Here is a 13560-nt window from a genome sequence, read left to right on the forward strand (position 1 = left end):
GTCCGCCGTGCTCAGCGCAACCCGCCAGCGCGTTCGAAGGTGTTTTCGATCAGCGGCTTGGCATCGGTCTGGGGAACATGGCACTGCACACAGAAGTACCGGCGCGGCGAAATGTTGGCCAACTCGCCACCGTCGCGATCCTTGAAGTGCGTCAGGCTGACCTTGGTCGCACCGGTCTCGCTGTAGCGGCTCCAGGAGTGGCAATCCATGCAGCGGTTGAAATTCAGGCTGATCTCATAGCCATCGATCTTGTGCGGCACCATCGGCGGCTGCTGCACATAATTGCGGGGAATCGACTGGCCGTCCGGCATGTTCCGGAAGCTCCCGGACTTGAATTCATCGGGCTCGGACACGTCCGCGCCACGCAGGCCCTTGACAGCTTCTTCTGCCAGGGAAGTGACGCTGTGCGCGCCCAGGGCCAACGTGGCCGCCAGCAGGACACCCAGGGACAGTTTGCGAGGTTTCATCATGATTGCTCCGGAATGCTCCGCGGCGACCGGGCGGAACTGCCCTTGGCCGCAACGCGGTGAGGAAGGGGATAGACCGTCCTGTCGAACCGGGAAGACAGGCGGAATACGTTTTTGGCACAGACGTCGATGCAGCGCCCACAGGTCGTGCAATCGCCATCCAGAATCACGGCATGCTCCTGGCCCGCTGCCTTGAGCGCGGGGCGGATCACCTGCATCTCCGGGCAAACCGCAAAGCAGTCCATACAGTCATCGCAATCGGCGCGCCTGTCTGCCTTGATGCGCAGCAGTCCGACCCGACCCAGCGCACCGTAGAAGGCCCCCTGCGGGCAGAGATGGCCGCACCAGCCATGGTGGGCGATGAACAGGTCATACAGAAACACGCCGATCACGATGCCCCAGGCCAGCCCGAACCCAAAGATCAGGCTGCGATGCAGCATCGACACAGGATTGACCCACTCCCAGGCCAGGCTACCTGTGACCGCAGCAGCCAGCAGGATGAACAGCAACAGCCAGTAGCGGGTCGAAGCCGCCGGGGCCTTGTTGCCCTTGATACCGAGACGCGGTCGCAGCCAGGCCGCCAGATCGGTCACCATATTCATCGGACAGACCCAGGAGCAAAACAGCCTGCCCCCCAGCAGCATGTAGAAGGCCAGTACGATGCCGCCACCGATCAGCGCCTCGCGATACGGCCAGTGTCCGGCCGCCAGGGATTGCAACAGCACGAACGGGTCTGCCAGCGGCACGGTATCGAGCACGAGGCTGGCACTCAGATTACCCTTGAGCAGCCACAGGCCGAACCAGGGACCGGCCAGAAACAGGCCCAGCGTCACGACCTGACTCAGGCGGCGCAGCAACAACCAGCGGTGGGCTCGCCACCAACCCTTGGTTTCGATGGCCTCCTGACCAGGGTACTTGCCACCACGCTTGCCGCTGGCCGGAGCAGGCACTCGACGTGCGTCGACACGAGCGGCAGGCGCTGCGGATTTTGGCAGATCGGGCATGACTGGCTGACTCATGGTGCCCACCTTGAATTCAGGCCCTGGCCGCTGAACGGCTTGACCGGATCGGCCCGCCCCGTGCCCGAGGCACTGGACACATCGGCCGGTGCTGCACTATGAACGGCTGGCGCAGCGGGCGAGGACTGTGACACACCTGCAGCGGCCTCCGGCACTCGGGCCGGCACCACGCTTTCCGCCCCGGAAGCGGGCAAGGGTGCCGTATTGCTGCCGGGCGGCTGATCGAGTCCGCGCACGGGCAGCTCGATCTGTTCGCCGATCAGTGACTTGCCAGCCGCCTCGCGCTCCTCCCAGCCTCGCCGATAGTGCTCGGCACGCGAGCCCTGTGCCAGCCGCGTCGGCAGCACCTTGATGGCCGCCTCGCCAGGCAAAACACAGGCTTTCTCGCACTTGCCACAGCCGGTACAGGCATCGGAATGCACGGTCGGCAGCAACATCGCGTGCCGATCCGAGCGCGGGTTGTGAATGGTTTCCAGCGTGATCGCCTTGTCGATCAGCGGACAGACCCGATAGCACACATCGCAACGCAGCCCCAGGTAATTGAGGCAGTTCTCCTGGTCAATCAACACGGCCAGCCCCATCTCGGACTGATCGATATCGGTCAGGCCACGATCGAGCGCACCGGTCGGACAAGCCTCCACACAGGGGATATCCGGGCACATCTCACAGGGAATATCGCGGGCGATGAAGTAGGGCGTACCGGTGGCGACGTGATCGCCCAGCTCGGCCAGCACCAGCGTATCGAACGGGCAGGCCCGCACGCACAGGCCGCAACGCACGCAGGCCGACAGGAAATCCTCTTCCGGCAACGCACCGGGCGGACGCAAGGCCGTCGCAGGCAAGGCCCGCGACTGGGTCGAGTACAGCCCGACCCCCAGCGACAGCAGGCAGCCTGCCCCCGCCGCACCGGCCGCGTTCTTGATGAAGCGGCGGCGCGAGCCGGCTGCCGCACGCTCATCGGAAGCGGCGGCATCCTTGCGGGGATCGGGAGTAGGCTGCGAGACCATGACATTTACCCTCAGACCCGTGCAACCTTGACGGCGCACTTCTTGAAGTCCGTCTCTTTCGAGATCGGGCAGGTCGCATCCAGCGTCAGCTTGTTGACCAACCGGCTTTCGTCGAAGAAAGGCACGAAGATCAGCCCCTTGGGCGGCCGGTTGCGACCTCGCGTCTCAAGCTGCGCCACCATGTCGCCGCGCCGCGAAGTGACGCGCACCTGCATGCCACGCTGCAGCCCACGTCCGGCCGCATCTTCCGGATGCATAAATACCTGGGCTTCCGGTACGGAACGGTGCAGCTCGGGCACGCGGCGCGTCATCGAGCCGGTATGCCAGTGCTCCAGCACACGACCGGTACACAGCCACAGGTCGTATTCCTCATCCGGCATTTCGGCCGGATCCTGGTACGGCAGGGCGAAGATCACCGCACGGCCATCCTTGTGTCCGTAGAACCGCACGCCTTCGCCTTCGGGCACGTAGGGATCGTAGCCTTCGCGGAAGCGCCACAGCGTTTCCTGACCATCCACTACCGGCCAGCGCAGACCGCGCGCACGGTGATAGATATCGAAATCGGCCAGGTCGTGACCATGGCCGCGACCGAACTGGGCATACTCTTCGAACAGCCCTTTCTGGACATAGAACCCGTAGTACTCGGATTCATTGTTCATGTAGTTCTGGATGGCATGATCATGTGCCGCCGGCATATCCGACAGCGGGAAGCGATTCACCTGGCCGTTGGCGTACAGTACGTCGAACAGCGTCTTGCCACGCAGCTCGGGCTGCTTGGCAATCAGCTCCTCGGGCCAGACTTCCTCGACCTTGAAGCGCTTGGAAAACTCCATGAACTGCCACAGATCACTCTTGGCCTCGCCCGGTGCCTGAACCTGCTGGCGCCAGAGCTGGGTACGGCGCTCGGCGTTGCCGAAGCCCCCTTCCTTCTCGGCCCACATGGCCGAAGGCAGGATCAGGTCGGCAGACAGCGCCGATACCGTCGGGTAGACATCCGACACCACCACGAAGGCCTCGGGATTGCGCCAGCCGGGGTAGATCTCGCCGTTGATGTTGGGGCCGGCCTGCATATTGTTGGTGGTGCTGGTCCAGTACACCTTGATCTTGCCGTCCTTGAGGGCACGGCTCTGGGCCACGGCATGCAGACCGATCTGCGGAATAATGGTGCCTTCAGGCAACTTCCAGATCTTTTCGGCGATGGCACGGTGAGCCGGGTTGGCCACCACCATGTCGGCCGGCAGGCGATGGGCAAACGTCCCCACCTCGCGGGCTGTACCGCAGGCCGAAGGCTGACCTGTCAGCGAGAACGGACCGCAACCGGGCAGGCTGATCTTGCCGGTCAGCAGGTGCACGTTGTAGATCATGTTGTTGACCCAGGTGCCCCGCGTATGCTGGTTGAAACCCATGGTCCAGAACGACACGATCTTGCGATCCGGGTCGGCATACATCTCGGCCATGCGCAGCAGTCGCTCGGCTGGCACGCCCGACAGCTCGGCCGTCTTCTCCAGCGTGTACTCCGACACGAAGGCAGCGAACTCCTCGAAGCTGCTGTCGCGTGCTGCATTGGGGTCGCCCTTGGGCTTGCCTTCGGCACCGGGATAGCCATTGCTGGTGGCATCGCCCTCCAGCACATGGTTGGGCCGCAGCCCATAGCCGATGTCGGTTTCACCGATCTTGAAGCGCACATGCGCATTGACGAAGTCGTGGTTGACCCGACCCGTCTGGATGATGTGGTTGCAGATGTAGTTGAGAATGGCCAGGTCGGTCTGCGGCACGAAGATCATGCCGTTGTCGGCCAGTTCGAACGAACGGTGCTCAAAGGTCGAGAGCACATGCACTTCGCTGCCCGGATGGGTCAGGCGTCGGTCGGTGATGCGGGTCCACAGAATGGGGTGCATCTCGGCCATATTGGAGCCCCACAGCACGAAGGCGTCGGCCTGCTCGATATCGTCGTAGCAGCCCATCGGCTCATCGATACCGAACGTGCGCATGAAGCCGGTCACGGCCGAGGCCATGCAGTGGCGGGCGTTGGGGTCGATGTTGTTGGAGCGCAGACCTGCCTTCCACAGCTTGGAGGCGGCATAGCCTTCCATGATGGTCCACTGACCTGAGCCGTACATCCCGGCGGCATTGGGCCCCCCATCCTTGAGTGCAGCCTTCCATTTTTCGGCCATCAGGTCGAAAGCCTGATCCCAGGTAATCGGCGTGAATTCGCCATCCTTGTCATACTGGCCATTGGTCATGCGCAGCAGCGGCTGCGTCAGGCGATCGGCACCGTACATGATCTTGGACAGGAAATAGCCCTTGATGCAATTCAGGCCGCGATTGACGGGAGAATCCGGGTCACCCTGCGTGGCGACAACACGGCCCTCCTGCACACCCACCAGCACCGAGCAGCCCGTGCCGCAGAAGCGACAGGGAATCTTGTCCCAGCGCACCTGATTCTGGTCGCCACCCATTGGCTGCGCCACGACCGGAATGCTGATACCGGCTGTTGTGGCGGCTGCGGCCACAGCGTTGGCCTTGATAAATTCACGTCGGTTGATGCTCATTTCATGCCCCCATCGGCTCGGGAAGTTCTTCGGTGTGCTCGTAGATCAGCGTGGCGCACAGCACCGGCTTGGCCAGGCTGATCGCGGAAAGGGAGTCGGCGACCGCATATCCCTCGCCGTCTTCGACGGTGACGAGCAAAGTGCCGCTTTTTTCATCGCGGGCATGTATCTCTACGCCCGGAATTGCCGACACGGCCTGTTCGGCCTCGATCATGTTGCCGGTCCGAACCAGCAGGCTGGCGATACGCATGGCGACCCTCAAGTGTTGATAAGACTTGCCATGATTGGACTCCCCCGCCATGTGTGTGGTCTTTGTGCCACGACAACTTTGATCCGTTATTAATTTCGGATATAGCGCTTCTATCTCCCCGGAAAACAGCGCCCAACAATCTGCTGTCCGACATCTGAAAATCGCAATTCGATGCGGTTATGCCCCGCCAGATCAGTCACATCACCACGGCACCTGCGCGTAACCTTTCCGTGCGAAACCGCCGCATGCCTGCGAACGGTCATCACACTTTCCTGGAGCACAAACCATGTCCATTACCGTCATTTCCGATGCCGCCACCGCAACCGGCCTGCTGGACTCCGGCACCGTGGCACGACCACTGGACGGCAAGCCCATCTCTACCCGCACGCTGGAAGTCATGCTGGCAGGAGCTGGAGAACACGGAACAGGGCTGTGGGAATGTGCGCCGGGCCGCTTCGAACGCCAGCTCGACAACGCCGAAGTGATGCATATCCTGTCGGGTGCCTGCATCTTCACCCCAACGGGTCAGGCCCCCGTCCGGATCCATGCCGGCGATACGCTGTTCTTTCCGCGCAATACCACGGGGATCTGGGAGATCACCGAAACCCTGCGCAAGGTCTATGTGGTGCTGGCACTGGATTGAGGAAAACCGCCTCTCGCTATACTGGTGCTCCGCTATTGGTGTCATCTTCAAACGGAGCCCGCCCTGCATGTCTGAACCGCATTCCTTTTTCCTGCGCGCAACGATCAGCCCCGAGCGGCTGCAAGCCTTCCTCCAGGCTGCGCCGCGCAACGCCGAACTCACCGCGGCATGGTTGCAATGGTGGAACAGCCGGGAAAAATACGGCGACCAGCCGCTGACGGCCAGCGACCTGCAGGCCTATCGCTGCGAAACCAACCAGGCCATCCTGGAAATGTGGCGCAAGGATGTGCGTACTGGCACCGTCGTCAGCTACGACGAACCGACACAATGCTGGCAGGTCGGGATCGTGATGGCCTCGGAAAATTATCTGGAAATCCTGCCGTTGCTGGTGTTTGCGCAGCAGGTGCAGGACGAGAAACTGCCATCGGAGGATGACTTCGCCCTGATCTATCCGTTTTTCTGGGGTGACAGCAATGTCATGGCCTACATGGACTATTCGGCCCCTCAGGCCGCCCCCCAGGCTGCGGTGCAGTCCACTGCCGACGTGCCGGCCGACAAGCTGGCCTATGCCGATGCGCAGTTGACGCGGATGCTCGATATGCTGCAGGGCTGACACGCATAAATACAAACAAAGTTGAGTATTTCAACTTTACAAAATAAACTATGTAAATCATCAATACAGCTTGGAGGCTGTATGCCTGATTACACCATCCGCACAGCGGCACAATTGCCTGCGCTGCTCAAGGGGTTTCGCAAGCAGGCTGGACTGACTCAGGCAGACGCCGCGCTGCGCCTCGGCGTGACCCAGCAGACACTGTCTGCCCTGGAGCGCAATGCCGACAGGGTCAGCGCCGAGCGGCTGCTGCAGCTTTTGAGCATGTTGGGCGTGGAGCTGGTCCTCCGCCAAGAAAAGGCCACTGCACCCGCCAAGCCATCTTCCGGCCCCAATTGGTGAAACATGGGCAGACGCAGTCATGCACAGACCCTGCGACTCTGGATGAACGGCCTATCCGTCGGCACCTGGAGCGTACGTCCCTATGCCGGCGATATCCTCCAGTACGATGACGCATGGGTTGCATCCGGGCACGGGCGACCACTCTCGCTATCTCTACCGTTTACACCGGGCAATCTCCCTCACCGTGGGGACGCGGTACGACATTACTTCGACAATCTGTTGCCAGACAGCCGGGACATCCGCGAACGCCTGGCACGCCGATTTCAAGCGACATCAACAGACGCCTTTACGCTGCTGACCGACATCGGCAGAGATTGCGTCGGCGCACTGCAGATACTGCCGGACACAGTGACGCCAGACGCCATTCAGCGTGTCAACGCAACCCCATTGAGCGACGCCGAAATCGCCGGAATACTGCGCAGTACCTTGGCACCCGCATCACTCGGAGGCGGCAGCGAAGATGATGCGTTCCGCATCTCCATTGCCGGCGCACAGGAAAAAACGGCACTGCTCTGGTTCAATAACCAGTGGTGCCTGCCACACGGCTCGACACCCACATCCCACATATTCAAGTTACCGCTGGGCCTGGTCGGCAACCTGCAATTCGACATGCGAGACTCCGTCGAAAACGAATGGCTGTGCTCAGAGATTCTGCGCGCCTACGGCCTGCCCGTGGCGCGTACACAGCCTTTGCTGTTTGAAGACATGAAAGTGCTGGCCGTCGAGCGCTTCGACCGCGCATGGTGGCAAGAACCGGACGGGCATCGCTGGTTGGTGCGGCTACCGCAGGAAGACATGTGCCAGTCGACAGGCACACCACCTCACCTGAAATACGAGGCAGATGGCGGGCCCGGCATTGGGGCCATCATGAGTCTGTTGGCCACCTCGCGCACACCGGAACATGACAGACGCACCTTCTTCCAGGCGCTGGTCCTGTTCTGGATGCTGGGTGCAACCGATGGTCACGCGAAGAATTTCAGTATTTTCCTGCGCCCGGGTGGTGCCTACGAACTGGCACCGCTCTACGACATCCTCTCGGCCTATCCAATCATGGGGACGGGTGCAAACATGCTATCGCCGTTCAAGGCCAAAATGGCCATGGCCGTGCGAACAAAGAATGTGCATTGGAAAATGCACGACATTCTGCTCAGGCATTGGGTGCAAATCGGTACCGAATACGGCATCGTTACGCCCGACGGCTTGGCTGCGGAGGCCGTGATCGATGATCTGATCGAACGTACTCCCGCAGTCATCGATACCGTTCACGCCCTGTTGCCGAAGGACTTTCCGCAGGCGTTGGCCGACCGTATCCTGGATGGTCTGTCGAGCGCTGCCAACAGGCTGAAAGCCTCTCCTACGCCACAGCCGGGAACAGCCGCTCGACAAGATACTGCTTCTTGATGATGGGCGACTTGATCACGATATAGCTGAAATACTGCTCGATGCCGATATCGCGCTCCAGCAGGCCCTCGATGATCTGCTGGTAATGCGCCACGCCGCGCGTCATGAATTTCAGCAGGTAGTCATAGCCGCCGCTGATGAGATGGCACTCGACCAGTTCGTCGATATCGCGGATGGCCGTCTCGAACCGCTGGAAATCCTCGCGATGATGATCGTTCAGCGTCACCTCGGTAAACACCGTCAGCACATCGCCCAGCTTGTTGAGGTTGATCTGCGCGCTGTAGCCCTCAATGTAGCCGGCCTTTTCAAGCCGTTTGACGCGAATCAGGCACGGGCTGGCAGACAGGCCGACGGCATCGGCCAGCACCACATTGGTCATCCGGCCATTCTGCTGCAGTTGCGACAGAATACGCAGGTCGAGTCGATCGAGTTTGATGGGCACAGACATGGCAGGAAAGATGTAGCGTACGGATTCAGGCTGGCGCGATCCATTATCCCCGGCGCTCCGAGCTGCCGTTACTAGGGAAACCCCCGATCCAGACTGCGCTGCAAGAATTCCACGAATACCCGTACCTTGGCCGAGGCATTGAGTCTCGACGGGTAGACAGCCCAGACATTGGCCTCCTGCCGGTAGTCGGCCAGGATATGCACCAGCTTTCCCGCCTGGATCAGTGGTGCCACGTCCCACTGCGAACGCAGGATCACGCCATGGCCGTCTACCGCCCATTGCACGGCCATTTCACCGTGATTGGTGGACAGCGGTCCCTGCACCTTGACGCGACTTTCCTGGCGACCATGCTGCAAACGCCAGATCCCGAAAGGGTGGTCGCGCTCCTTGATCACCAGGCAGTCGTGCGCCGCCAGCTCCTGCAGCGAGCGCGGCTCGCCGCGCCGCGCCAGGTACTCTGGAGCCGCGCACAGGATGCGACTGTTGTCCGCCAGGCGGCGCGCGATCATGTCCGGCGCAATGTCTTCCCCCACGCGGATATCCAGATCGAAACCCGCCGCCGCGATATCCACCAGATGGTCGAACACCTCGAAGCGCACCTGCACCGCCGGGTGCTCGCGGGCAAACTGCGACAGGGCCGGCCCCACCACGCGCCGGCCAAAGCCGATGCTGCTGCAGACCCGCAGCACGCCACGCGGGGCACGCCGGGTGGCACTGATGTCATCCACCAGTTGCTCAACATCATCGAGAATCCGCAGCGCCCAGTGGTAGACACGCTCGCCAGCCGGCGTCACGGCCACGCGCCGGGTCGTGCGATGCAGCAGCGTCGTCTGCAGCACCGCCTCCAGCACATGGATGCGCTTGGTCACATAGGCCGGCGATACGCCAAGCTGCCGCGCCGCCGCCGAAAACCCGGCGTGCCTGACGACCGCGCAGAATACCCGCAGGTCTTCCGGCAATGGATCTTTATTCATGATGTGTGAATATTCAGTTCACAAGATGGCTCATTGTAGGGTATGGCAGTGGGGCTTACGATGATCGACTGACACAACACCACAACAGGAAGAGACCATGAGCCAGACACTGAAAATCGCCGCCATCGCCGGAGACGGCATCGGCCGGGAAGTCATGCCGGAAGGCCTGCGCGTGCTGGAAGCTGCCGCACAGCGCTTTGGCATCAGCCTGCAGATCGACACCATCGACTGGGCCAACTGCGACTACTATCAGCAGACCGGAGCCATGATGCCCGAGGACTGGAAGGCACAGCTCTCGGGCTATGACGCCATCTATTTCGGTGCCGTCGGCTGGCCCGCCACCACACCCGACCATATCTCCCTGTGGGGCTCGCTACTGAAATTTCGGCGCGAGTTCGACCAGTACATCAACCTGCGCCCGGTACGCCTGTTCGACGGCGTGCCATGCCCGCTGGCCGGACGCAAAGCCGGCGACATCGACTTTCTGGTCGTGCGCGAGAACACCGAAGGCGAATACACCAATCTCGGCGGCATCCTGTTCGAGGGCACGGACCGCGAAATCGTCATCCAGGAATCGGTGTTCTCCCGCAAGGGCACCGACCGCGTCCTCAGGTTTGCCTACGAACTGGCGCAACAGCGCAAGCGCAAGCTGACCGTCGCCACCAAGAGCAACGGCATCGCCATCAGCATGCCCTGGTGGGATCAGCGAGCCGATGCCATCGGTGCCGACTATCCGGACATCGCAGTGGACAAGCAACACATCGATATCCTCACCGCCCACTTCGTACTGCAACCGCAGCGTTTCGACGTGGTGGTAGCCTCCAACCTGTTCGGCGACATCCTCTCCGACCTCGGCCCGGCCTGCACCGGCACCATCGGGCTGGCACCGTCGGCCAACCTGAACCCGGAGCGTGATTTCCCCTCACTGTTCGAACCCGTGCACGGCTCGGCACCCGACATCTACGGCCAGGGCATCGCCAACCCCATCGCCATGATCTGGAGCGGTGCGCTGATGCTGCAATTCCTGGGCCATGCAGAGGCTCATGACGCCATCGTGCGCGCCATCGAGGACTCGCTCAAGCAGGGGCCGCACACGCCCGACCTGGGTGGTCAGGCCAAGACAACCGACGTCGGTCAGGACATTGCCGAGCGTGTCCGAAACGCAACCTGAAGACCCCCGCAGGGCGGGAATACAGCACGAGACGGCACATAGGCGACACAGAGGCAAAAATATAAATATAATGAAATCAACTCAAAATCTTGAAATTTCGTTATGCCCGACTCGACAGCTGCAGCCCGCCCCGGTGCCCGTATCCGTGCCCTGCGCCGCACGCGCAAGATGACCGTCAACGAACTCGCCCTCAAGGCCGGCGTCTCCGTCGGCATGATCAGCCAGGTCGAGCGAGGCATCGCCAACCCCTCGCTGCGTACACTGGAACGGCTGCGCATGGCGCTGGACGTACCACTTTCCGACCTGCTGGAAACCGATGAGGAAGAAGCGCAGCCCAGCGCCGAGCACGACTTCGTGCGTCGCGCCGCGCAGCGCCCGCACTTCAGCGTCGGCCCGCTGAACAAGCAGTTGCTGACACCGCACGGCAAGCACGACATCCAGTTCATGATCATCGAAATCCCACCCCATACCAGCGCTGACGAAGTGCTGATCGGACCGGGAGAAAAGGCCGGCCTGGTACTCGACGGCCAGCTCACCCTGGGTGTGGGCAGCCAGCAGGCCCGGCTGGAAGCGGGCGACAGCTTTCAGTTCGACAGCACGCAGACCCATTTCCTGCGCAACGAGACCGAGACGGCCGCCAATGTGCTCTGGATCATGAATACGCGGATGCCGGTTTCATACATCTAGGTTTCATTCCTCCAATATATTGAATTTCCGTTCGCCATGACTACCGTTACCTTGCCAGCCCCCAATCCTGCGCTTGTCCGGTCCGTGGCCGAACAGGCCCAGGCCCTGACCCCCCAACTGGTGCAATGGCGCCGACACCTGCATGCCCATCCCGAACTGGGCTGGCAGGAAGCCGCCACCACCGCCTATGTAGCGCGACATGTCGAAGCGCTCGGCTTCGACATCAAGACCGGCGCACCCGTCATCGGCAGCAAGACCCTGGGTGCCCCCGCGGAAGGCCCTGCGCACACCGGCTGCATTGCCGAACTGCACTTCGACCGGCCCGGCCCAACCGTCGCCATCCGTGCCGACCTTGATGCGCTGCCGATCCACGAAGTAGACACACAAGGGCAGGGCCATCGCCCCGCCGAAGAAGGCTGGCACTCGCAGCACACCGGTGTCATGCATGCCTGTGGACACGACGGGCACCTGGCCATCGCACTGGGCATTGCCCAGATCATGGCCGCGCAGAAAGCACTCCTGTGCGGCACCCTGCGCCTGATCTTCCAGCCGGCAGAAGAGGGCACCCGAGGTGCCCGCGCCATCGTGGAACAGGGCTGGCTCGATGACGTGGATGTCTTCCTGGGCTTTCATATCGGCCTGGGCGTCCCCTCCGATACCGTGGCGCTGGACCCGGTCGGCTTCCTGGCCACGCGCAAGTACAGCGTGACCTATCACGGAGCCCCCGCCCACGCCGGCCGCGCCCCGGAGACCGGCCGCAACGCGCTGCTCGGTGCCTGCCAGGCCACCCTCGGCCTGCACGCCCTGGCGCAGTCCGGCCAGCCGGGTATCCGCGTGAACGTCGGCACCATGCACGCCGGCCAGGCGCTCAATATCGTGCCGGACGAAGCCCGATTTGGCGTCGAGTTGCGCGCCGAGCGCCAGCACGATCTGGACGCACTGGATCCCCGTGTACAGGCATTGATTACAGGGACGGCGGCGGCGCACCAACTGGAAGCGGATATTCGGCTGATCGGCGAGGCGCGTGACTGGGAGAACCCTGCCGACATGGTGGCGTGGGCGAGGGAGGTTGCGCAGTGCAGTGGTGCCTTTCGGGACACGGTGAGTCGCTACGATGTGCGCGTCAGTGAAGATGCCACGTTGATGACGCATGCGGTGGCTGCGAGGGGGGGAAAGGCCGCTTATATGGTGCTGGGGGCAGATCTGCCCAGTGGGCACCATACGGCTGAGTTTGATTTTGATGAAGGGGTGCTGGGGAAGGGGGTCGCGTTGGTGGGGGGGATGGTGGGGGTGGTTTTGGGAGCGGGGTGAAAGTTGGAATCTACCAATAGTGAAAATTATCGATCCGCAAATTTTTAGGCATGCCAGAGCCGTAGCCAAACTCCTGCGGCAGGCCTTCCCAGACGATGCCCATCATCAGCACAAAATGATGCCGCTAAATGCAGTACGGCCATCAAACCAAGACCCTCAGCCTTGCAATGAGAGATTCCAGGCAGGGATCCATGCTTCCATTTGATTTGCAGACTGCTATATTTTCTGGTTTTGTAGGCGTTATGTGATCAGGAATGGATAAGCCAAGAATCAGAGTGGACTTCAATTCGCTAATAGATAAAGATTTGGTTCTTCTCTCTAAAGATGATGAAATCGAAGACTCCTCAGGACAAAAAATCATGCTGTGGGTTGGTAGGCCTGTAGCAATATATGAATACAATCACTATGAAAATGGTGAAAAAGAATATTTACTGGCTGAAGGTTTTGCAGTATTGAATGATTTTCAAAAATATCCCATTTCAAAGTGGTGTTGTCGTATAAATTTGAACGGAATTGATGTGTTAATCACATAAGCCAAAAATCTTCTTTCACACTTAATGAACCACTGCAAAGATCCCAGTTTGGCTCGTAAAATATATATTGCATCGCCATCATCGACCGAGAACATCCATAGCTAAAATATCTGGGATTATGAGCAAAGGGGATCACGATAGG

Annotated in this window: 15 protein-coding genes; 8 read left to right on the forward strand and 7 right to left on the reverse strand. The window is 61.1% G+C overall.

Going from position 1 to position 13560, the window contains the following annotated elements:
• Positions 1-11 precede the first annotated feature (11 nt).
• From DD235_RS15690 to DD235_RS15710, 5 genes are read right to left on the reverse strand one after another with little or no spacing between them, the layout of a single operon-like run.
• A complete protein-coding gene (locus tag DD235_RS15690; RefSeq protein WP_239990185.1) occupies positions 12-470 on the reverse strand; it encodes a nitrate reductase cytochrome c-type subunit in 459 nt (152 codons plus the stop codon).
• A complete protein-coding gene (gene napH, locus DD235_RS15695) occupies positions 467-1486 on the reverse strand; it encodes a quinol dehydrogenase ferredoxin subunit NapH (RefSeq protein WP_239990186.1) in 1020 nt (339 codons plus the stop codon). Before napH ends, DD235_RS15690 begins: the two co-directional genes overlap by 4 nt.
• Complete coding sequence (gene napG, locus DD235_RS15700; RefSeq protein WP_204524266.1) at positions 1483-2493, reverse strand: ferredoxin-type protein NapG; 1011 nt, start codon at positions 2491-2493, stop codon at positions 1483-1485. Before napG ends, napH begins: the two co-directional genes overlap by 4 nt.
• Before the next feature lie 11 nt (positions 2494-2504).
• Positions 2505-5045, reverse strand: a complete 2541-nt coding sequence (napA, locus tag DD235_RS15705; protein WP_109063062.1) for a nitrate reductase catalytic subunit NapA — start codon at positions 5043-5045, stop codon at positions 2505-2507.
• Position 5046: 1 nt separating this feature from the next.
• Positions 5047-5346 (reverse strand): chaperone NapD, encoded by a 300-nt coding sequence (locus DD235_RS15710; RefSeq protein WP_109063063.1) that lies wholly within the window; start codon positions 5344-5346, stop codon positions 5047-5049.
• Positions 5347-5581: 235 nt separating this feature from the next.
• Between DD235_RS15710 and DD235_RS15715 the strand changes: the two genes are divergently transcribed.
• From DD235_RS15715 to DD235_RS15730, 4 genes are all read left to right on the forward strand, one after another.
• Positions 5582-5938 carry a cupin domain-containing protein gene (locus DD235_RS15715; RefSeq protein ID WP_109063064.1) on the forward strand — a complete coding sequence of 119 codons (357 nt, stop codon included), beginning with the start codon at positions 5582-5584 and terminating at the stop codon, positions 5936-5938.
• 67 nt (positions 5939-6005) lie between these two features.
• Entirely contained in the window at positions 6006-6551 is a 546-nt protein-coding gene (locus DD235_RS15720; protein ID WP_109063065.1) for a hypothetical protein, read from the forward strand.
• 81 nt (positions 6552-6632) lie between these two features.
• Complete coding sequence (locus DD235_RS15725; protein ID WP_109063066.1) at positions 6633-6893, forward strand: helix-turn-helix transcriptional regulator; 261 nt, start codon at positions 6633-6635, stop codon at positions 6891-6893.
• 3 nt (positions 6894-6896) lie between these two features.
• On the forward strand, positions 6897-8294 hold the full coding sequence (locus DD235_RS15730) for a type II toxin-antitoxin system HipA family toxin (RefSeq protein WP_109063067.1): 1398 nt from the start codon (positions 6897-6899) through the stop codon (positions 8292-8294).
• Here DD235_RS15730 and DD235_RS15735 read toward each other — a convergent pair.
• Both DD235_RS15735 and DD235_RS15740 read right to left on the reverse strand, forming a co-directional pair.
• Positions 8248-8742 carry an Lrp/AsnC family transcriptional regulator gene (locus DD235_RS15735; protein WP_109063068.1) on the reverse strand — a complete coding sequence of 165 codons (495 nt, stop codon included), beginning with the start codon at positions 8740-8742 and terminating at the stop codon, positions 8248-8250. The genes DD235_RS15730 and DD235_RS15735 overlap by 47 nt on opposite strands.
• A gap of 71 nt (positions 8743-8813) precedes the next feature.
• Positions 8814-9716, reverse strand: a complete 903-nt coding sequence (locus DD235_RS15740; protein WP_109063069.1) for a LysR substrate-binding domain-containing protein — start codon at positions 9714-9716, stop codon at positions 8814-8816.
• Between the two features lie 97 nt (positions 9717-9813).
• Between DD235_RS15740 and DD235_RS15745 the strand changes: the two genes are divergently transcribed.
• The 4 genes from DD235_RS15745 to DD235_RS16760 all read left to right on the forward strand — a co-directional run bounded on the left by DD235_RS15745 (position 9814) and on the right by DD235_RS16760 (position 13418).
• Positions 9814-10887, forward strand: coding sequence for a tartrate dehydrogenase (locus DD235_RS15745; RefSeq protein ID WP_109063070.1), 1074 nt, complete (start codon positions 9814-9816; stop codon positions 10885-10887).
• Between the two features lie 102 nt (positions 10888-10989).
• On the forward strand, positions 10990-11574 hold the full coding sequence (locus DD235_RS15750) for a helix-turn-helix domain-containing protein (protein ID WP_109063071.1): 585 nt from the start codon (positions 10990-10992) through the stop codon (positions 11572-11574).
• A 36-nt stretch (positions 11575-11610) separates the two neighbouring features.
• Entirely contained in the window at positions 11611-12885 is a 1275-nt protein-coding gene (locus DD235_RS15755) for an amidohydrolase (protein WP_109063072.1), read from the forward strand.
• A gap of 275 nt (positions 12886-13160) precedes the next feature.
• On the forward strand, positions 13161-13418 hold the full coding sequence (locus tag DD235_RS16760) for a hypothetical protein (RefSeq protein WP_146193525.1): 258 nt from the start codon (positions 13161-13163) through the stop codon (positions 13416-13418).
• The last annotated feature ends 142 nt before the right edge of the window (positions 13419-13560 follow it).

Origin of the sequence: Corticimicrobacter populi (assembly GCF_003123725.1) — a bacterium.
Taxonomy (GTDB): Bacteria; Pseudomonadota; Gammaproteobacteria; order Burkholderiales; family Burkholderiaceae_B; genus Corticimicrobacter; species Corticimicrobacter populi.

What these genes read in the sequence shown, in the direction of transcription:
- DD235_RS15690 (WP_239990185.1), bottom strand. Translation starts at nt 470, where the DNA reads ATGATGAAACCTCGCAAACTGTCCCTGGGTGTCCTGCTGGCGGCCACG.
- napH (WP_239990186.1), bottom strand. Translation starts at nt 1,486, where the DNA reads ATGAGTCAGCCAGTCATGCCCGATCTGCCAAAATCCGCAGCGCCTGCC.
- napG (WP_204524266.1), bottom strand. Translation starts at nt 2,493, where the DNA reads ATGGTCTCGCAGCCTACTCCCGATCCCCGCAAGGATGCCGCCGCTTCC.
- napA (WP_109063062.1), bottom strand. Translation starts at nt 5,045, where the DNA reads ATGAGCATCAACCGACGTGAATTTATCAAGGCCAACGCTGTGGCCGCA.
- DD235_RS15710 (WP_109063063.1), bottom strand. Translation starts at nt 5,346, where the DNA reads ATGGCGGGGGAGTCCAATCATGGCAAGTCTTATCAACACTTGAGGGTC.
- DD235_RS15715 (WP_109063064.1), top strand. Translation starts at nt 5,582, where the DNA reads ATGTCCATTACCGTCATTTCCGATGCCGCCACCGCAACCGGCCTGCTG.
- DD235_RS15720 (WP_109063065.1), top strand. Translation starts at nt 6,006, where the DNA reads ATGTCTGAACCGCATTCCTTTTTCCTGCGCGCAACGATCAGCCCCGAG.
- DD235_RS15725 (WP_109063066.1), top strand. Translation starts at nt 6,633, where the DNA reads ATGCCTGATTACACCATCCGCACAGCGGCACAATTGCCTGCGCTGCTC.
- DD235_RS15730 (WP_109063067.1), top strand. Translation starts at nt 6,897, where the DNA reads ATGGGCAGACGCAGTCATGCACAGACCCTGCGACTCTGGATGAACGGC.
- DD235_RS15735 (WP_109063068.1), bottom strand. Translation starts at nt 8,742, where the DNA reads ATGTCTGTGCCCATCAAACTCGATCGACTCGACCTGCGTATTCTGTCG.
- DD235_RS15740 (WP_109063069.1), bottom strand. Translation starts at nt 9,716, where the DNA reads ATGAATAAAGATCCATTGCCGGAAGACCTGCGGGTATTCTGCGCGGTC.
- DD235_RS15745 (WP_109063070.1), top strand. Translation starts at nt 9,814, where the DNA reads ATGAGCCAGACACTGAAAATCGCCGCCATCGCCGGAGACGGCATCGGC.
- DD235_RS15750 (WP_109063071.1), top strand. Translation starts at nt 10,990, where the DNA reads ATGCCCGACTCGACAGCTGCAGCCCGCCCCGGTGCCCGTATCCGTGCC.
- DD235_RS15755 (WP_109063072.1), top strand. Translation starts at nt 11,611, where the DNA reads ATGACTACCGTTACCTTGCCAGCCCCCAATCCTGCGCTTGTCCGGTCC.